The sequence below is a fragment of the Prochlorococcus sp. MIT2308 genome (genome assembly GCF_059772345.1).
In genome coordinates, this window is the sequence record NZ_CM186283.1 from 946,117 (window position 1) to 965,758 (window position 19,642).

Annotated in this window: 19 protein-coding genes; 7 read left to right on the forward strand and 12 right to left on the reverse strand. The window is 34.7% G+C overall.

The features are described from left to right. The first annotated feature begins 5 nt into the window (after positions 1-5). From AC6EIW_RS05645 to plsY, 3 genes are read left to right on the forward strand one after another with little or no spacing between them, the layout of a single operon-like run. Complete coding sequence (locus tag AC6EIW_RS05645) at positions 6-434, forward strand: DUF3119 family protein (protein WP_498521579.1); 429 nt, start codon at positions 6-8, stop codon at positions 432-434. 16 nt (positions 435-450) lie between these two features. Next, the gene (locus AC6EIW_RS05650) at positions 451-1,509 is read left to right on the forward strand and encodes a DUF3086 domain-containing protein (protein WP_498521580.1); all 1,059 of its coding nucleotides are present in this window, start codon (positions 451-453) and stop codon (positions 1,507-1,509) included. 20 nt (positions 1,510-1,529) lie between these two features. Next, positions 1,530-2,126: a glycerol-3-phosphate 1-O-acyltransferase PlsY gene (gene plsY / locus AC6EIW_RS05655; protein ID WP_498521619.1), complete on the forward strand. Its 597-nt coding sequence runs from the start codon at positions 1,530-1,532 to the stop codon at positions 2,124-2,126. A gap of 4 nt (positions 2,127-2,130) precedes the next feature. On the opposite strand, the gene pyrF is transcribed toward plsY, so the two are convergent. Genes pyrF through AC6EIW_RS05670 form a run of 3 tightly spaced genes read right to left on the reverse strand, consistent with a single transcriptional unit; the run spans position 2,131 to position 4,455 of the window. Next, positions 2,131-2,856: an orotidine-5'-phosphate decarboxylase gene (pyrF, locus tag AC6EIW_RS05660; protein ID WP_498521581.1), complete on the reverse strand. Its 726-nt coding sequence runs from the start codon at positions 2,854-2,856 to the stop codon at positions 2,131-2,133. 9 nt (positions 2,857-2,865) lie between these two features. Continuing rightward, positions 2,866-4,113, reverse strand: a complete 1,248-nt coding sequence (gene tyrS / locus AC6EIW_RS05665; RefSeq protein WP_498521582.1) for a tyrosine--tRNA ligase — start codon at positions 4,111-4,113, stop codon at positions 2,866-2,868. Between the two features lie 24 nt (positions 4,114-4,137). Further along, complete coding sequence (locus tag AC6EIW_RS05670; protein WP_498508050.1) at positions 4,138-4,455, reverse strand: DUF1825 family protein; 318 nt, start codon at positions 4,453-4,455, stop codon at positions 4,138-4,140. 315 nt (positions 4,456-4,770) lie between these two features. On the opposite strand from AC6EIW_RS05670, the gene AC6EIW_RS05675 reads away from it, so the two are divergent. Together AC6EIW_RS05675 and AC6EIW_RS05680 are read left to right on the forward strand one after the other, a co-directional pair. Further along, positions 4,771-5,370 carry a GIY-YIG nuclease family protein gene (locus AC6EIW_RS05675; RefSeq protein WP_498521583.1) on the forward strand — a complete coding sequence of 200 codons (600 nt, stop codon included), beginning with the start codon at positions 4,771-4,773 and terminating at the stop codon, positions 5,368-5,370. Between the two features lie 37 nt (positions 5,371-5,407). Next, positions 5,408-6,895, forward strand: a complete 1,488-nt coding sequence (locus AC6EIW_RS05680; RefSeq protein WP_498521584.1) for a leucyl aminopeptidase — start codon at positions 5,408-5,410, stop codon at positions 6,893-6,895. 32 nt (positions 6,896-6,927) lie between these two features. Here the strand turns inward: AC6EIW_RS05680 and msrA are convergent, their stop codons facing one another. The 7 genes from msrA to purC all read right to left on the reverse strand — a co-directional run bounded on the left by msrA (position 6,928) and on the right by purC (position 13,986). Then, positions 6,928-7,536 (reverse strand): peptide-methionine (S)-S-oxide reductase MsrA, encoded by a 609-nt coding sequence (gene msrA / locus AC6EIW_RS05685; protein ID WP_498521585.1) that lies wholly within the window; start codon positions 7,534-7,536, stop codon positions 6,928-6,930. Then, entirely contained in the window at positions 7,533-8,708 is a 1,176-nt protein-coding gene (gene lpxB, locus AC6EIW_RS05690; protein WP_498521586.1) for a lipid-A-disaccharide synthase, read from the reverse strand. The genes msrA and lpxB overlap by 4 nt, the downstream gene beginning before the upstream one ends. Positions 8,709-8,711: 3 nt before the next feature. Beyond that, a complete protein-coding gene (gene lpxA / locus AC6EIW_RS05695; RefSeq protein ID WP_498521587.1) occupies positions 8,712-9,563 on the reverse strand; it encodes an acyl-ACP--UDP-N-acetylglucosamine O-acyltransferase in 852 nt (283 codons plus the stop codon). Between the two features lie 4 nt (positions 9,564-9,567). Then, positions 9,568-9,975: a 3-hydroxyacyl-ACP dehydratase FabZ gene (gene fabZ, locus AC6EIW_RS05700; protein ID WP_498521620.1), complete on the reverse strand. Its 408-nt coding sequence runs from the start codon at positions 9,973-9,975 to the stop codon at positions 9,568-9,570. Positions 9,976-10,038: 63 nt separating this feature from the next. Further along, positions 10,039-10,884 carry a UDP-3-O-acyl-N-acetylglucosamine deacetylase gene (gene lpxC, locus AC6EIW_RS05705; protein ID WP_498521588.1) on the reverse strand — a complete coding sequence of 282 codons (846 nt, stop codon included), beginning with the start codon at positions 10,882-10,884 and terminating at the stop codon, positions 10,039-10,041. Continuing rightward, positions 10,884-13,187 carry a BamA/TamA family outer membrane protein gene (locus AC6EIW_RS05710; RefSeq protein ID WP_498521589.1) on the reverse strand — a complete coding sequence of 768 codons (2,304 nt, stop codon included), beginning with the start codon at positions 13,185-13,187 and terminating at the stop codon, positions 10,884-10,886. Before AC6EIW_RS05710 ends, lpxC begins: the two co-directional genes overlap by 1 nt. A 64-nt stretch (positions 13,188-13,251) precedes the next feature. Then, positions 13,252-13,986 carry a phosphoribosylaminoimidazolesuccinocarboxamide synthase gene (gene purC / locus AC6EIW_RS05715; RefSeq protein WP_498521590.1) on the reverse strand — a complete coding sequence of 245 codons (735 nt, stop codon included), beginning with the start codon at positions 13,984-13,986 and terminating at the stop codon, positions 13,252-13,254. 186 nt (positions 13,987-14,172) lie between these two features. On the opposite strand from purC, the gene purD reads away from it, so the two are divergent. Further along, positions 14,173-15,486 carry a phosphoribosylamine--glycine ligase gene (gene purD / locus AC6EIW_RS05720; protein ID WP_498521591.1) on the forward strand — a complete coding sequence of 438 codons (1,314 nt, stop codon included), beginning with the start codon at positions 14,173-14,175 and terminating at the stop codon, positions 15,484-15,486. Between the two features lie 14 nt (positions 15,487-15,500). After that, positions 15,501-17,570: a HAMP domain-containing sensor histidine kinase gene (locus AC6EIW_RS05725; RefSeq protein ID WP_498519770.1), complete on the forward strand. Its 2,070-nt coding sequence runs from the start codon at positions 15,501-15,503 to the stop codon at positions 17,568-17,570. Positions 17,571-17,573: 3 nt separating this feature from the next. Here AC6EIW_RS05725 and kaiC read toward each other — a convergent pair whose 3' ends face one another. Both kaiC and kaiB read right to left on the reverse strand, forming a co-directional pair. Then, complete coding sequence (gene kaiC, locus AC6EIW_RS05730; protein ID WP_498519771.1) at positions 17,574-19,076, reverse strand: circadian clock protein KaiC; 1,503 nt, start codon at positions 19,074-19,076, stop codon at positions 17,574-17,576. Positions 19,077-19,205: 129 nt separating this feature from the next. Next, a complete protein-coding gene (gene kaiB / locus AC6EIW_RS05735) occupies positions 19,206-19,529 on the reverse strand; it encodes a circadian clock protein KaiB (RefSeq protein ID WP_498463399.1) in 324 nt (107 codons plus the stop codon). Between the last annotated feature and the right edge of the window lie 113 nt (positions 19,530-19,642).

A 19,642-nucleotide genomic window follows, 5' to 3' on the forward strand; every position in this document is an offset into this window, starting at 1 on the left:
AAACTATGACTTCTAAAAATTCACTCGATAAAGATAGTGTAATTTTATCTCCTTCATATCGTTTACCGATCTTCATAATCTTTGCGGGCTTATTATTTTTAATCACACCACTTAATCCTTGGCCAACAATTGTGATTAGCAGTTTTGGTTTTTTCTTATTACTTCAATCATTTACCTTGAAACTGAAATTCACTAAAGATGATTTAATTGTGATGCAACTTGGTAATGAATTAAGAAGATTTCCCTTTAAAAATTGGATAGCTTGGAGAATCATACTACCCAATTTACCAGGTTTTCTTTACTTTAGAGAAGAGGCAAGCCCTCATCTTTTGCCAATCCTTTTTGAGGTTAACTCATTAAAAGAACAGCTAAGGTTAAGAGTCAAGGATTTAGAAATAGAAAAAGAAGTAGACTCATCAAAATCTAAAACTTAACTAAAGTTTTTGAAATATGGAATCCGAAGAAAATCTAACTAGAGAAACACAAAATTTAGAACAGAATATTTCTGTAGAAAATTCTTCACCATTGGAAGAAAAACCCAAAGAATCTATAGAAAAACAACCTGAATTAGCAACAACCACTGATCCTAAAAATAATCAAGAAATTGATACTGAGAAGACACAGACACAGACACAGACACAGACACAGACACAGACACTCTTTAACATTGCCCTTAAGGATCTTCAACTTTCTCGCGAGAGATTAGAAAAAGAATTAGAAGAACTTTCAAAAAAGAAAGTACAAATCGAAAATGAGCTTAAAAGCTCATTCTCAGGTCAATCTGATGCAATCGCTAGGAAAGTTAAAGGTTTTCAGGAATATTTAACTGGAGCTTTACAAGACTTAGCTCAATCAGCCGAGCAATTAGAGCTTGTTGTACCACCAGTAATAGTTAAACCATCTCCACTAGATAAAAATAAAGAGATTGAACCTTCCCATGAACAAGAAGTTGTACCTGCTGTTGCTGATACTTTCAAGCCTGACGAGAGTTTAATCAGAAGATGCTTTGGTCAATTTGTAGAACAACCCGATTTCTATGCAGAGCCCTGGAAATTAAGAAGAAGTCTTGAAGATAATGATATTCAAATGCTCGAAGATTGGTTCTTTAGCATGGGCGGAAGAGGTGCTCAACCAAGTCGAGGGAGTAGATCAAGGAATGCTTTGGTTGCGGCAGGAATTATTGCAATTTTAGGCGAATTGTACGGCGAACAATTTCAAACATTAGTTTTAGCAAGTCAACCAGAGCGACTTGGAGAATGGAGAAGATGTCTCCAAGATGCATTGGGACTCAACCGTGAGGATTTCGGACCTAATAGCGGGATAGTCCTTTTCGAAAGATCCGATGGCTTAATAGAAAGAGCAGATCGACTTGAAGAAAGAGGTGAGTTGCCTTTGATAATTATTGATGCCGCTGAGATAAACGTAGAGATTCCTATTCTTCAGTTTCCTATTTGGCTGGCTTTTGCAGGCAGCCCCAATGAAATTTATGAAGAGGATGAATTAATATAAAAATTCCAATGGCAATTGTTTTGAATCTATTAGTTCTTTTTTTAGGATATTTATTTGGTTCTTTTCCTAGTGGTTATTTAGCGGGAAAGATTGCTAAAGGAATTGACATTCGATCATTGGGTTCAGGGTCCACAGGAGCAACAAATGTATTAAGACATATTGGTAAACGCGCAGCAATTACAGTGTTCCTAGTAGATGTTCTCAAAGGAGTTATATCTATTTTATTAGCAAAACACTTCCTTCTGAATGATTCTTGGCAAGTAGCCGTAGGTCTATCAACTTTAATTGGTCACATTTGGCCTGTCTGGCTGAATTGGAGAGGCGGTAAAGCGGTAGCGACGGGATTAGGAATATTTCTTGGTCTTTCATGGCAAGTTGGGCTTACAACTTTAGGAATCTTCATTCTTATGATTACATTATTTAGAATAGTATCACTTGCAAGTGTTAGTGCAGCATTAGCTCTACCTTTAATAATGTTTCTAAGTTTCAATACCTCCAGTATTTCATTCCCATTTTTAATTATTTCACTCTTAGCTATGACTTTAGTTATTTGGAGACACAGAGAGAATATATTTAGGCTAATGAAAGGGAAAGAGCCCAGAATTGGGCAGTCCTAGAAAATTAATTCAGAACTTTATCGCAAAAACTTTTAAACATAAAAGCACGATTATCTGATTGGGTAATTGCTCTTCCAATAACTAACTTTGAAGCCCCCATTTTAAGAGCTTCGGATGCCTCAGAAACTCTGGATTGATCATTATTATCTGAACCAATTGACCGGATTCCAGGCGTTATCAAATCAAAACTCTCAGGATAAATTTCTCTAAGGGACTGAACCTCCCTAGGGCTGCAAACACATCCCCCCAATCCAGCATTTGATGCAATCTCTGCTAGGTGCTTAACACGTTGATCTATTGATTGATCAATTAATAGATCGTTAGCAAAACTTTCTTGAGTCCAACTAGTTAAGATTGTTATTCCCAAAAGCTTTGGCGGCATTAAATTAACTTTAGCTGCTCCTTCCTGAGCAGCTTCATTTGCCATCTTTAGAGCTTTGATACCTGCGCAAGTATGCAAAGAAATATATTCAGCACCTATTTGTGATGCAGCAAGACATGCTTTAGCAACTGTTGTAGGAATATCGTGAAACTTAAGATCTAAAAATATTTTTTTTCCTCTATCTCTCAAGGTTGACAATATGTCTGGCCCTTCACTAACAAATAACTCCAAACCAACTTTAACCCAGATAATTTCAGGTATTTCTTCAAGTAAATTGAAAACATTATTCTTATCCATACCATCTAAGGCAATAATTATTTTTTCACTTGGATGATCTATATCTTTCATAAAAACCAATCAACTTGAAACCCGAAGAAATTTTTTCTTTCCAACTTGCAAAATTTTTCCGATGAGATCTTCTGGACTATCAAACTCTAAATTAGGGTCTAAAATTTTTTCTCCATCAATTCGTACGCCACCTCCAAGAATTTGTCTTCTAGCTTCACTGCTACTTGAACACATTTTCATTTTACTAAATAAATAAAATGCTTTAGCTGGAAAATTGACACTTGAAATTGAAGATTCTGGTATTTCATTAAGAGAATTTTGTGTTCCTAAAACTAATTTTTCAGAATTAGACTGAGCTTTTTCTGCTGCTTCAACTCCTTTAAAATTAGAGGTTATTTTTAAAGCCATGAATTTCTGTACCTCTCTTGGATTTGAACTCAAATTATTTAAATTTTCATCAGTTAGCAAATTTAAATAACTAAAAACTAGATTATCTGGGACCTTCTCTAATTTTGAATACATCGATAATGAATCTTCGTTGATTCCTACAATATTGTTTAAACTTTTGCTCATTTTTTGAGTCCCATCTAAGCCCACCAAAATAGGCAATAACATTCCAAATTGTGGCCTTTGACCAAAAGCTCTTTGTAAATCTCTACCCATTGCGATATTAAATTTTTGATCTGTACCACCAAGTTCTAAGTCAGAATTAATTGAGACAGAATCATATCCTTGAAGAAGTGGATAGAGAAATTCATGAAGAGATATAGGAGTGCCAGATTTATATCGATTATTAAAATCTTCCTTTGCCAGCATCTGGCCAACTGTTGAATTTGACAAAAGTTCTATAGCTTTAGACAAATCAAGATTTTCTAACCACTCACTATTTCTTCTGATTTCTAGACGACCTGGAGTAGAAAAATCGAGCAACGAATTTTGGGGATCTTTGCCAAGTCCTAATTGCTCAAGGTAATTTAATGCATTTGATTCAACCTCGTCTTTTGAAAGCTGAATTCTTGTTTTACTTTTACCAGTTGGGTCTCCAATTCTTGCAGTAAAATCGCCAATTATAAGCACTGCAGTGTGTCCTGCGTCTTGAAAAGCCCTTAATTTTCTAAAAAGAATACTATGACCTATATGAATATCTGTTCCTGTTGGATCAATTCCAAGCTTTACACGTAAAGGTTTTTTTTCTATTGATGAAAGTTCTAATCTTTTTATAAAACTTTGATCAGAATCCTCAGATTTTTTATGAGGAAAAAGATCATCTAAACCCCTAGAAATCCAAGAAGGTAAATCATTAAAATTATTTAACATATTTAAATATAAACTGGTAAATAGTCATTTATCCAATTCTGATTTCATTCTAACCAACGTTTTATTCATTTGATCAAACATCTGATCAGGAGTGATACCAAATTGACCCAACTGAGTCTTCAACTGTTCAACTGTCATTTTTGCCTGAAAATCTTCTGAGAGCTCAAATCTTTTCATAAAGACTTTATACCTCTCCATTAAATTTTCCATGGTATTGATAAACATCACTTTTCCTTCTCTATCAAATTTCCCATAATCAGAGCCTAATTGCATAAGATTCTGATAATCAGTGAAAAGTTTTTTTGCCTCTTCCTGAACAATTTCAGATTCAAAAAAGCTCATATCTCTAGCCCCTGCTGATAGATCAATTGCTTGATTTTTAGTTGAACCTCTGACATAGATTGTATCATTTAAATATCTGTTTAGTCTAATCGATCTTTACCAGACAACATTTGCTTGGAGAGTGTAAATAGCCACACCCCAAAAAATATAATTATTACTCAAATCATATAAAAACCTACAAATAGAAGAAAAAGACTTTTTATTTGATCTTAACAAGCTAAACTCAAACTGTTGTCAATCAAATAATATAAAATCTTGATCTTATTATGCTGAAATATTGATCGAAAGTTATCTTATGATTCTAACCTTTTTAAAATGAAAAAATTGGAACGTCAATACGATTTATTTAACTATAATGATTTAGATTTTTCAGCAAATAATCTTCTTGAAGATATATTTATTGAAAAAAAAATAATTATAGAATGGCAAGAAAAAATAATTAATCATCAATCTCCCATTTTTAAATCTAACTGTAAAAACATGACTCAGCCTTCACTATTTGAATCTATTTCAGATGAGTTAAACGAAACTTTTAATCCTATTCAACTTACTCCTTTACCATTAAGTTTTTGGAGATGGCCAAAAACAATGCACAAAGGACCTGCGGTTTATTTTGTAATGGATAAAATTTTTAATTCTGAAGAAAATATTATTTTATATATTGGAGAAACAATTTCCGCAGATAAGAGGTGGAAAGGGGAGCATGATTGTAAAAATTACCTTTCAAATTATTCGGATAGTTTACAAAAAGCAAATATGATGCCCAAATTAAACATACGTTTCTGGCTTGATGTTCCAATTAAAACTAAGGAAAGAAGAAAAATAGAACAAAAACTTATTCAAACTTGGCTTCCTCCTTTCAATAAAGAGACAAGAGGAATATGGGCAACACCATTTACTTCTCAAGTCAGTTAGAAAAAATTGTTATCATTAGCACAAATAATAAAATTTAATGCACATTTCAGTAGTCGCCAAAGAAATTAAAGACTGGTCAGGATCAGTACTTATTGCTGGAATTTTAGAAGGAGCAATCGAAAGTCAAATAAATTCATTTAAGACAATAATAAATGATACTTATTTGAAACAAAGGTTAAATGACGCAAAGTTCGAAGGCCAAAAAAATCAGACATTTTCAATAGAGCTTGCAGAAGGAAACATAAAAAAAATCATATTTGTTGGATTAGGTAAAGCTGAAAACCTTCGAATTGATGATCTACGAAAAGCAGCTTCAACAGCAACTCGTAAAGTTTTGGGTTATGAAAAAAAATTAGGAATTTCTTTCCCTTGGGATGCATTTGATTCATCTTTAGCTGCATCGGCCGTTGGTGAAGCCGTTCGATTGTCTTCTATCAAAGATCTTAGATTTAAATCCGAACCAAAAGAATCGACTTCAATCGAGGAAGTTGATTTGATAGGGCTAGACGTGAAAGCGACCGAATCAGCAATTGCTGAAATAATGCCAATTTGCGAAGGAGTTAAATTTGCTAGAGAACTTGTTTCGGCTCCGCCCAATTTCCTAACTCCATATCAAATGGCCAAAGAGGCCGAGAAATTAGCAAAGGACTTTAATCTAGATTTAGAAATTCTTGACAAAAAAGATTGTGAAGATCAAGGGATGGGAGCTTATTTAGCAGTTGCCAAAGGATCAGATCTAGATCCTAAATTTATACATTTAAAATATTCTGCAAAAACTACTAAAAATAAAATCGTATTAATTGGTAAAGGCTTAACTTTTGACTCTGGTGGATACAACTTAAAAGTTGGCGCCTCTCAAATTGAAAAAATGAAATACGACATGGGAGGTAGTGCTTCTGTTCTTGGAGCAGCAAGAGCCATAGCAGAATTAAAACCAAATAACATCGAGGTTCACTTCATTGTCGCTTCTTGCGAAAACATGATTAATGGTTCTGCATTGCATCCTGGAGATATCATCAAAGCCTCCAATGGAAAAACTATTGAAGTAAACAATACCGATGCAGAGGGAAGATTAACCTTAGCTGATGCATTGGTTTACGCTTGCAAGCTTAAACCTGACGCTATCGTTGACCTTGCTACTCTCACTGGGGCATGCGTCATTGCACTAGGAGATGAAATAGCTGGGTTATGGACTGACGACGACAAGCTATCGAACCAATTAACTCAAGCCGCAAGCAAAGCTGGAGAAGGTATTTGGAGAATGCCTATGCAAGATTCATACAAAGCTGGAATCAACTCATCTATTGCTGATTTGCAAAACACAGGACCCAGGCCTGGGGGCTCAATTACTGCTGCCTTGTTCTTAAAAGAATTTGTAAACTCAAGTATTCCCTGGGCTCATATTGACATAGCAGGTACATGCTGGACGGAAAAAGATAGAGATATCAATCCAAAGGGGGCAACTGGCTATGGAGTACGAATGTTAGTTAATTGGATAAAAGAATTGAGTAGAAACTCAAATTAATACTTAACTATAAAAAATTTAAATTTACAATTTTATTTGTAATCACCCCAGACTTTTTTTAATCTATTGTCTCTACCACAACTGGTTCTGTAAAAATTATATTTAAGGGGATTTTTAACTGCAAAATCTTGATGATACTTTTCTGCTATCCAAAAGGCTTTTGAATCGATAATTTCAACCTTTAATTGCTCCAAAGGTACATTTAATGCATCAGAGATCGTTTTTTGAGTCTCTATGGCATCACTCATTTGTTCTGGGTTAGATGTAAAAATAATAGGCTTATATGAGTTACCTCTATCACAAAATTGTCCTTGATCATCAAAAGGATCTATATTAATCCAATAACGCTTAAGTAAATCTTTATAACTAATAACATCACTATTATAACTTACTTTGACAACCTCTTGATGGCCACTATGATTTTCATAAGTGGGATTAGTTAAATCACCTCCGGAATATCCACTTTCTGCCGACAAGACTCCATCAATCTTCTCTAGATCATGCTCTAGGCACCAAAAACAACCACCAGCAAAGATAGCTTCTTCTGATTGAGCAAATACTTTGGTTGGGAAAGCTATTAACAGTTGCACTAGCATACAAAATACTATTAATGTTCTGAAGATTTTATTCATAGGGATCATTGAACTAATAAGTCCAGAATATCTTCTGATACTCTATCTGTAACGCCAGGTTTTCCTAATTTATCTTTCAATCTTTTATAACCAATCATTATGTCTTCTTTTTTTGAATTATCTTCAAGTATTGTTAATGCTTCATTAAAAATTTTTTCTGCTTTAAAATCTTCTTGTACAAACTCTGGAACTAACATTTTATTTAAAAGAAGATTAACTGGAGAAATATATTTAACATTGAATCGCAATAAATATCTTGCGAAAAAAGCAGTTACTCTACTTACTTTATATCCAACTATTTGTGGAACTGAACTTAAAGCCAATTCCATATTTATCGTCCCAGACTTCGCTAAAGCCAGATGAGCAGCCGAAAATAAAAATGGCTTAATCTCATCAACTTCATTTGATAAAACAATCCTCCCAGATACACCATATTCTTTTAATGAATTATTTAATAATTCATTAAATTCTTTTAAACTTGATGGGATAATAACGGTGATAGAGGGATCATTTTCTTGAAGAAGCTTAGCCGCTTTTAAAAGTGTCGGTAAAATATATTTAAGTTCTTGTTTACGCGAAGCGGGAATGATAAGAAGAAGTTTTTTATCAGAACTTAGTCCTATTTTCTTTAATGATTCTTCTCTAGTAGGAATATTTCTATAAAAATCCAACATTGGGTGGCCTACGAATTTTACATTTCCTCCCTTATTTGAATAAAATTCAGCTTCTTCTTCGAAGATAGATAATATTCTATCTGTAAAAGTAATCAAGTCAGTTGTACCTGAATCACCTAACCTCCATGCCCATTCCTGAGGAGCAATGTAATAAATTATTGGCACATTAGGAAACTTTTTTTTTACTTTTAATCCCAGTCGAATATTTGGCCCCATATAGTCAATTAAAATAACTGCATCAAGGGAGGAAGATTTTAAGTAATGATCAATTTTTGATTGTGCATTTAAAGTTGGCAGAACGTAAGGAAGAGCTTCTAAAAAACCAATTGCACCTATTGAAGAGGTATTAGATATTAAATTAGCACCAGCTTCTCTCATCTTTTCACCACCTAAAGCAATTATCTCTAATTTAATTTTTCTTTTCTCTGCATTAGTCATCAAAGACTTTATCAGTAAACTTCCCTGCAAGTCTCCAGAAACTTCACCAGTACTGATTAATAACTTCATGATTTATTTGGTTGGCATTAAAGAAGGCATTGGACCTCTTCTACCTTTCCCAATTGAGAGTTCTATAAATCCACATAACCTTCTGGAAGATTCAAATAAATTCTCTTGTTTTGCTATTTTCAAACCATCAGAAATTACATAATTAGACTTAAATAATAAGTTCCAAATTCTTTTCAATTGTAAATATTCTTCTTTATTCTCTTTATCTATACTTTTCCTTTTTATTCCAACTTTATTTAGTCCCCTCATTCTTCCCGGGTGACCTTCTGCTAGGCAATAAGGAGGAACATCTCTATCAACTCTTGTCATGCCTCCCACCATAGCTAAATAACCAATATGCACAAATTGATGTATTCCCAAACAACCTCCAATCACAGCTCGATCTTCAACAACAACATGACCTGCGATCTGCACACTATTCGCTATTACTACATTGTTCCCAATTTCACAATTATGTCCTAAGTGAGAATAAGCCATTAACAAATTTTGATTCCCAACTATTGTTTTCTCTCCTTCAAAAGTCGCTCTATTTATAGTTACACATTCCCTAAAAGTATTATTATCTCCAATTACAACATAAGTAGAATCTCCATTATACTTCAAATCTTGGGGTTCTAACCCAATACAGGCTCCTGGGAAAATCTTATTATTTGATCCTATTTTTACTTTCCCCTCGATAATTACATTTGGTCCTATCCAAGTATTGGGACCAACAATCACATCTGGACCAATTACAGCTCCCGGACCTACACAAACACCTTTGGCTAGGTCAGCCTTTGGAGAGACATCAGCAAAATTATGTATATTAACTTTTTCATCTCCTATTAAACTTTCAGAAGAATCAAGTTCACTCATCAGATCAATCCAAAAGAGAAAACATCAAATCTCCAGAACAAACAAATTTATTATCAACTTTGGCCTCGCCCCTAACTTTTCCAAATCTCTTCCTTTTGATGCTTATCAATTCACAAGAGATTAACAATTGATCCCCAGGGACCACTGGACGCTTAAACCGAACCGAATCAATTCCAGCGAAAACAAACAGCCCTTTTGGAAGATCAGGCATTTGAGAAACTATCAAGCCACCTACCTGAGCCATTGCTTCTACTATTAAAACCCCTGGCATTAATGGCCTTTCAGGGAAATGGCCTTGGAATTGAGGCTCATTTAGAGTGACATTCTTTATTGCCACCGCTTTTTTCCCTGGGTCATGTTCAATCACTCTGTCAACAAGCGCAAAAGGATACCTATGAGGTAAAAGCCCCATTATTTGCTCGCTATTTAAAACAAGAGGTTGAGAAGAAGAGATGTCAGTCAAAATCAGATTTAATTAAGTTAATACCTTTTGAAGAGAAGCTGCAAATTCAGCATGAAGAGAGTGAGACCCTTTATAAACAAAAATCACCGCTCTCGGCAATCCAACAAAAGCTAAATCTCCAATGAAGTCAAGCAATTTATGACGCACTGGTTCATTTGGAAACCTTAAGGGTGGATTAACCCAAGAATCACCATTACAAACCAAGGCATTTTCAAGAGATCCTCCTTTAATTAGGCCAGCTTTCTTTAATTCTTCTAACTGATCAAGAAAGCCAAAAGTTCGAGCAGGTGCAATTTCTTTAACAAAATTATTTGGAGACATCTCAACAGAGAAAATTTGCTGACCAATTGCCTTGTACGGGAAATCAATCAAACCTATCAATTTCAAATTTTTTGATGGTTTAGCAAAAATTACACTCTCTCCTTGGCTGACAAATATTGGAGATTTTATTTCTGGCCTTGGTCTAGGAGCTGAAGCCGAGCTGGTCATTCCCACCTTTTCAATTTCCTCGATCCAACCAATCGCAGAGCCATCAAGTAAAGGGATCTCACTACCAACTATTTCTATATGTACATGAGTCAAGCCTGCACCAATTAATGAAGCCAATAAGTGTTCAACAGTTGATACTTTTTTTCCATTTAGGTCAAGGGTTGTGCATAAAGGGGTATTTCGCACTTGCGAAATATCAATAGGAATCACGTTATTAGGTTCATCCGAAAAAGAGATGTAAAACCCGGTTAATTCTGTTGGCTTGATAATGACTTTACATTTAAGACCTGTATGCAATCCGACGCCATCTTTTATAATTTCTTTTTGAAGCGTCCAACCTTGTTCATAATCATTGGGAAATGAGAACACTAGAATTTCCAGCCTACACCGATGTTATATCGCCAATTACCACTAAAATCTTGACTCGCTGCCTCTATCCGAATTGGGCCAACAGGTGTATTTATAACTGCTCCAGGTCCAACTGAAAAACCAGTTCCTGGTTTTTCAAGAATTTTTCCAGGCTTCCCAGGGACATTCGATTGAGAATCAAAATCAGATCCTGCGTCAACAAATAGAACTCCAGAGACTAAGCGCCAAATGGGAAATCTATATTCTGCTGTTGCCTCTCCATAATTTCTCGCAACACCTAGATCACAAGAGCTCCAACCTCGAACAGAGTTAGCTCCACCCAAGCAAAATGCTTCATAAGGAGGTAGCTCACCAATAATTGTTCCAATCTTTGCCTGAAAACCTAACGATTGAGAGCAATTTAATTTTTCACCAGACTTAGGACGACAACCCTTATGGAACTTCAGCCAATTAACAGGGAAAAAACGAGAATAACTTACCCTAGATCTATTAAAAGTGGGAGAATTCTCCCCTAAACTAATAAATTGTTCTGAACCAAGAGTGAAATAATCTCCAGAGGTAGGATTTCTTGAATTATTTAAATTATTATAAGTAACGGCACTTTTAAAACTAATAAGTGTATTTTCTGAAGAACAATTAAATGCTACACAAATAACTTCGACCTTTGGGACGCTACCTTCTTTAAAATTTGTAGATGCCACTCCATAAGGTCTTTTATCACCTGCGTAATCTATTGGTTTGACTTTCTGGAAATTTGCACCAATAAGTACACTCCAAGGAACCTTTTTTAGAGGCTGACCACCATTTAATGGCCTTGCGAAAGAGAAGCCACCTCCGGTTCGCTCCAAGACAATAGAGTCACCCTCATAATCAAACCAGCTAAACTGAGGTGCCGAAGACTTAGCCAAAGAAAGCTTCGTAAATGGTCCAGTTTCTATTAGAACATTATTATTATTTATATCTAATTTTTGGGATTGATTAATATCATAACTTATCGACGAATTAGATGCCTCATATCTATCTATAACTCCTCTTATACTTCCCCCATCTTGACTTCTAAGTTCTTGAGGAACTTCTCTACTTAAATATAATGAAGTTCTAAAAGATGTTCTGTGTTTATCATTTTTAATCCAGGGGTCATATAAGGAAATATTCAAAAGTGCTCCATATTCACCATAGGTCAAATTCATATTCGATGACCATGATCTTCCAATCAAATTGGACTCTTGCAAACCAATCTGACCAAAGACTCCTTGCCCTCCGCTATAACCAAGACCTCCCGTCAAAGATCCCGTTCTTTGTTCTGTTATACCTAATGAAATTATAATATTTCCAGGTTTAGAGTTAACTGGTTTAAGCGTGACTTTTACATCATTAAAAAGTGATGTTGCATATAGTCTTTTTATATCTGATTCTAATTTATTTCTATTAAAAACATCTCCAACTTTAGTTAATAATTCTCTTTCAATTACCCATTTTTTCGTTTTCCCTTTTATCTTTCTCCCTTTTTCATCTTCCATATTGCCATCTTCATCTATAAAGCTAATCTCAATACCTGAAATATATCCTTCTTGGATATTAAGTTCTACTAGTCCAGCTTTGGTTACACGACTTGGTCCAGATATCCTTGCCAATGAGTATCCATTTGCATTATACCAATCTTTAATTTCTTTAATTCTTATCTGAAGGGTATTTAAATTTAAAGTTTTTCCGAGATCATTATCAAAAATCTCATTTAATTTCTTATTTGAAAGTTTTCTTTCCAAAGGAAGAATATTTATCTCATTGAATATTGGATTAGGCTCAACTTTAATCAAAAGTTGAACTCCTGAAGAACTCTTTAAAGATTCAATTTTTGCACCTGAGAACCAACCTGATGAATAAATTCTATCTAAATCCTTCTTTACTTCTTCTTTTATAACCTTACTACCAGGCCTAATTAACATTGCATCATAAGCAATAACTTCCAGATTCTCTTTGTCAGGATGATCTTCAAGTCCCTCAATAATTATTTCAGAAATTAAAACTCTTTTTTCTTCAGATGTGGTATTTTCATCTTTTTGATTCGTTTCATCAGCTATTAAAAAATCATTAAGCTTTAAATTAAATTTGTTATTATTGATTTGACCAATATATTGAACACTATCAGTAAAAACTTTTTCAACAAATAATTGATCTTCACCTAAGATTATTTTAGAAGCTTTAGTTTCACCTAAAAGGCTAATAAAAGGTAATACTAAAGCAATAGCATATAAGCTTTTGTTTTTTAATTTCTTCTTAGATAGGGTGTGTCTTTTGAACATAGATTTCAAAATAATTCAGTAAAATAAAGTGATTCTTAGCCAATAATGATTTGATTAAAAAGCATTAGAAGACTCTTTTTTCTATCCGTTTCAAAATCTCCTCATATGCATCAATAACACCTCCAAGATCTTGTCGAAAGCGGTCTTTGTCAAGGATACGTTCCTCAGGGTCAGAATTTTTTTTATCCCAAAACCTACAATTATCTGGACTTATTTCATCTGCTAACACAAGCTCTCCTAATGAGTTAAGGCCAAATTCTAATTTAAAGTCAACCAATAGTAAATCAAGTGAATCAAAATATTCTTTTAAAATTTTATTAACACCTCTAGTAATTTTCTCTACCTCTTCCATCTGAGAAGAAGATATTATATTAAGCAACTTCAATCTTCTTTCTGTAAGTATAGGATCTCCTAATTCATCATCTTTATAATATAAATCTAGTAGAGGAGGATTTAATTTTGCTCCTTGATGTATTGGTGTTTCTCTACATAATGAACCTGTTGCGATATTACGAATAACAACCTCCAAAGGAATTACATTAATTTTATCCGCAATCATAAAGGTTTCCGAATGGAGTCCTAAAAAATGGGTTGGAATTCCATTAGATTCAAGCAATTTAAAAAGAGCAGCAGAGATTTTGCAATTCAATCGACCTTTGCCTTCGATCTGTGATCGTTTTTTTGCGTTAAAAGCAGTAGCATCATTCTTGAACTCTATTAAAACCCTATCTGGATTTTCAGTCGCAAAAATTCGTTTTGCCTTTCCTTCATAAATTAGTGACCTTTCGATATGATTCATTAATACCTCTGTTATCTAATTAGTATAAATAGACAATGCTAAAAAAATCACCTCAATCAAAACAATTTTTTTTAAAAACTAACTTTCAATCAACTTAATAACTTTTCTTCAAAATATATTAACTAATAATCAAAAGGTAATTAAAGCTCCACTAAAACTATTTTTCACTGCAGCAAGAGAACAACTATGACAAAGAATCTAAAGCCAGAAGAATCAGCTGAATTAAGAAGGGTATTAATAGTTGGGAACGGAGGAAGAGAAAATTCTATTGCTTGGGCTCTGTCAAAAAATCAATCCATAGAAAAAATATATGTTTGCCCTGGGAATGGTGGTACAACTAATTTCGAAAAATGTATCTGTCTAAGACCAAAATCCAAAGATGAAAAAGCAATTATAAATGAGTGCAAAAGACTTCAAATTGATTTGGTCATAATCGGTCCTGAAGTCCCTTTAGCTGAAGGCTTGGCAGACAAACTGCGTGAAGCAGATTTAATAGTTTTTGGTCCTGGAAAAGAAGGGGCTCAACTAGAGGCAAGCAAAGACTGGGCTAAGGGTCTGATGATAGAGAACAATATCCCTACAGCAAAGTACTGGACTACAGGCTCTAAAGATGAAGCCTTGAAAATTCTTCAAAGATTCAATAAACCACTTGTTGTCAAAGCAGACGGTCTTGCTGCAGGTAAAGGCGTAACCGTTTGTCAAACAATTGAGCAATCTAGGGAAGCAATTAATGAAGTATTTTCTGGAAAGTTTGGCTCTGCAGGAAATAAAATTATTCTCGAAGAAACAATTGAAGGGCCAGAAGTTTCTATTTTTGCTCTTTGTGATGGAGACAACTTAGTTATTCTTCCTCCAGCCCAAGATCACAAAAGATTACTCGAGGGAGATAATGGGCCAAACACTGGTGGAATGGGAGCTTACGCTCCTGCACTTCTACTCAATCAACAAGAACTTGATGACTTGACGGAGCTTGTTCTTATCCCTACTTTAAAAGGTCTGAAAAAAAAGAAAATCAAATACATCGGAGTTATTTATGCAGGATTAATGCTCACAAAATCTGGGCCAAAAGTTATTGAATTTAACTGTCGTTTTGGCGACCCAGAATGTCAAGCCTTAATGCCATTAATGGGAAATGAATTTTCATCAGTAATTTTTGCTTGTGCCAAAGGAGAGTTAAGAAACGCTCCAAAACTTACATTCAACGCAAAACGAAGTGCCTGTGTTGTTGCCGCATCTAATGGATATCCAGAAAACCCTCGAAAAGGTGACGAGATTAGTATTGATATTGGTTCAAATTCTTCTCTACAAGTTTTTCACGCAGGAACCGAGGTGGACAAATCTGACAATATAATTACATCAGGAGGTAGAGTTCTTTCAGTAGTTGCACAGGGAGAAACCTTTGACGAGGCTTTCGACTTAGTTTACTCTAGCCTGAAAAAAATCAAGTTTGATGATATGCACTACCGCAAAGATATAGGTTATCAAGTTAGGAATATTTAATTTAATTGAGTTTAATGAATAATTCAAATTTAAAACAAAATAATTCCTTTTCTTCGTCAAAAGACGATAGCTTTCGAAATGAATTAAGCACATTAGAAAAAATATATTTATGGTGGTCAAGATTTAATCTAAGATCAAAACTACTAGCATTTGGAACACTAGTAGTTAGTTTTATAATGACACTTATTACGTTCTTTGCTCTGAGTAGTATACAAAAAGATGCAGGCATGAACGATACAAGATATGCCAGAGATTTAGGCTTATTATTATCTGGAAACGTCACAGAATTAGTAGCAAAAAATCAAACAAGAGAGCTTTTCAACGTAGCAGAGAAGTTTTGGCGTTCAAGCAGAAATTTAAGGTACATTTTCTTCACTGACCCTGATGGCTTAGTGAAACTGGGTATTCCGGTCAGCGCAACGAACACGGAATCCGAAGAGGAGGGTGCCTTACAACTCACTAGAAAACTTAAACTCCCAAGTGAATTAAAAAAACAACCTCAATTCCCACTAGTCAGACAACATTCAACTCCTCAAGGTCAAGTAACTGATGTTTTTGTCCCAATGCTTTGGAAAGGTGAATACCTTGGCACATTAGCTCTTGGAGTAACACCAAATAAAAAAGCTCTTGCCACAGCAGCATTAACAAGAGAGATTACCGTTGCTGTGTTTATTTCTATTTGGGTTTTAGTAATAATTGGCGCAGTATTTAATGCTCTAACAATCACTCGTCCCATCAAAGAATTAGTTATTGGAGTTAGAGAAATTGCTAAAGGTAATTTTAAATCAAGAGTAGATCTACCTATGAGTGGAGAACTTGGAGAACTCTTAAATGGGTTTAATGCAATGGCGTCAAGATTAGAAGACTATGATGCGGCAAATATTGAAGAATTAAAAGCTGCTCAAGTTAAGCAGCAGTCTTTAATAGCCACCATGGCAGATGGAGCACTTCTGATTGATGAACAAGGAAATATTGTTTTAGTAAATCCAACTGCTAGAAGACTATTTCGATGGGAGGGTAGAAATCTTGAAGGTCAAAAATTATTAAATCAACTTCCTGATACCCTCGCGAAAGAGCTCGAAACTCCAATAACTTCTCTTTTAAATAATTTTGGAGACAGCGACGATTTGCGCTGCAATCTTGACGAACCCCCAAGAACACTTCGTATAGTTTTAAAGTCCGTTAGAGACACAACAGGAGAAAATATCAAAGGTATCGCTGTTACCGTTCAAGATCTCACTAGGGAAGTTCAATTAAACGCAGCACAAAAAAGATTCATCAGTAACGTTTCGCACGAATTAAGAACGCCATTATTTAATATAAAAAGCTATGTAGAGACCCTATATGACTTAGGTGAACAACTTACAAAAGATGAGCAAAAAGAGTTTCTGGGTGTTGCAAATTCAGAAACAGATAGACTTACTCGCTTGGTCAATGATGTTCTTGACCTATCCAAACTGGAATCTGGAAGAACAATCCAATTAGAATCACTAAGTATAAAAGAAGCTATGGAACAAACCCTCAGGAACTATAAACTTAATGCTGAAGATAAAAATGTTAAACTGTTATTGAATGTTGAAAATAATTTAGCGTTTGTTTTAGGGAATTGGGATATGATTCTCCAAGTTTTAGACAACCTTGTTGGCAATGCTCTCAAATTTAGCAAAGAAGGAGGAACAATAAATTTAAAGGCATACACATGGCCCGACATATGCGTTGCTTCTCCAGTTGATCAAGATAACGAGGCTCCACATTGTGAGATATTATCTCCAATGCCCAAAATAAGAGTTGAAGTGTCTGATACAGGATGTGGTATTTCTGAAATAGATCAACAAAGAATATTTGAACGTTTTTACAGAGTTGAGGATTCAGTTCATACGGAAATAGGGACTGGATTAGGGCTTTCAATTGTCAAAGGTATCGTCGACAAACATGGGAGTGAAATAAGAATGGCTAGTGAACCAAATACAGGAACGACTTTCTGGTTTGAGCTCCCTCTTGAAGATTCGGACTCTGATCAGTTATTACTTAAATCTGCAAGAAAAAATTGGGAAATTGAAAATGACAAGTCTTTAATAAAATAGAAATCACTCTTCTTTCATTTCAATGGTTTTAAAAACACCAGGGATTTGCTCTTCAGGATTAATTCGATGAGGGGCTCCACTAAAAATTTGTTCAAAATTAGAGAATGAGTCTTTAATCTCTGGGCCTTCATTAGTAATGATATATTCACGTATTCTTTTGTCATGCCATGATCCACGCATCTTAAAAACATTTATTGCTCTTGCCATTTCCCCTCTTATTTCTACATACTGTAAAAGCAAAATAGTATCAGTTATCGTCGAAATATGGGAATCAGTAATCGAGTGGCTTCCCATAAATTCTTCTGCAGTATTAGTAAAGAATCCTGCTATTTCTTCTTGTTTTGCATAACCAGTTACTCCAATAACGAACTGTCTAAATGCATTTAAGCTTACACCTCTTGCCAATGCAGATAGTGAATCGATTGCCATCCTGGAAGGTTTATAATCAGAGATCTCGGATTTGATAATTTGCAGATGATCTTCCAACCCAGTTGATTCTGGATAAGCACAAATAATCTTCAATAATCCATCAGCTTCCATTTTTTCAAAATCAATCCCCCAACTAGTTGCATTCCTTAGAAGTTGAGCTCTTGATTCTTCATATGCAAATAGGATTGTTCGTTCTTTATGTTTATAGGCATCTTCAACAAACTTAGAAACCAACATAGTTTTCCCAGTACCAGTCGCACCAGTTGCAAGAATAATTGAATCTTGAAAATATCCTCCTCCACACATTTCATCCAAATCAGGGACACCAGAACTTATGCGAATATTTGATGACCTTTGAGTCAATCTCATTGCACCTAAAGGAAATGCAACTATTCCTTGGGGACCCATTGTGAAAGGGAATTCACCCTTCATATGAGTAGTTCCTCTTAATTTCAAAATTTCTACAGTTCTTCTCCTCTTCTCTGCTTCTAAAACATTTCTTAAAATCACAACATTGTCAGAAACAAATTCTTCAACTCCATATCTAGCAATTGGACCATATTCATCTATTCTTTCAGTGGTCATAACAGTAGTCACTCCTATTTCTTTTAGTCTTGCAATTAGTCGAAAAATCTCTCTTCTAACAACATAAATTGCGTCATATTGTTGAAAAACTGCTGTCATTGAATCTATAGCCACTCTTTTAGCTTTGAACTTTCTAATGGCATAACTAATCCTTTCAATTAACCCAGATAAATCAAAACTTCCAGCCACATCTTGTCCTTCTGGGTCTGGAGATGCATCTAAAATAAAAAGTTTATTTTGGTCAATTAATTCTTGTAGATCCCAACCAAAACTTGCGGCATTTCGAACAATGTCCAGAGGTGATTCTTCAAAAGTAACAAAAATCCCAGGTTCATCAAAATTACATATTCCATGATGAAGATATTGCAGAGAAAAAACTGTTTTACCAGTCCCTGATGTTCCGCTAACTAAAGTGCTGCGTGCATTAGGCAACCCACCATGACAAATATCATCAAAGCCCTCGATGCCAGTGGGGAGTTTTTGAACATGCATGTTTGATCGAATTTTTTATTGAAGAACGCTTAAAGCTGTTATGAGTAAAACATAATCAACAAACACTAAGAATTGCTTAGTTATCGGTTGGGCTTAAGAATTCATTTACTTCTTGTTTAATTAACTAAATTATTTATCAGAAGAGTAAAACATTTCCTGATCTGAAAGTTCATCATACAAAAGGTCCAATCCAATTAGCACCTTTTCTCTATCTGAAAGGTCGCCAATGATTCTTCGGACAGGTGGGGGTAAAATCTTAGATAAAGTTGGCGTTGCAAGGATTTTATCTTCCTCGGCTAATTGAGGACTTTTTAAAACATCAATAACTTTAAGAGCATAGACACCTTTAAATTCACTTTCTAAGATTTCTCTCAAAGTGTTCAAAGCCCTCATAGAGTTGGGAGTATTCCCAGCCACATAGAGCTTAAGGATATACGTCTTTCTTGCACTCATTTAAAAACCTCTTAAAAATAATTAGAACATTTGCCCTACTTAGATCTTGACTAGGTAACCAACAAAAAGCCACAATGTTAGTTTGTTTTTCGATTACGATTAAGGCTTAATCG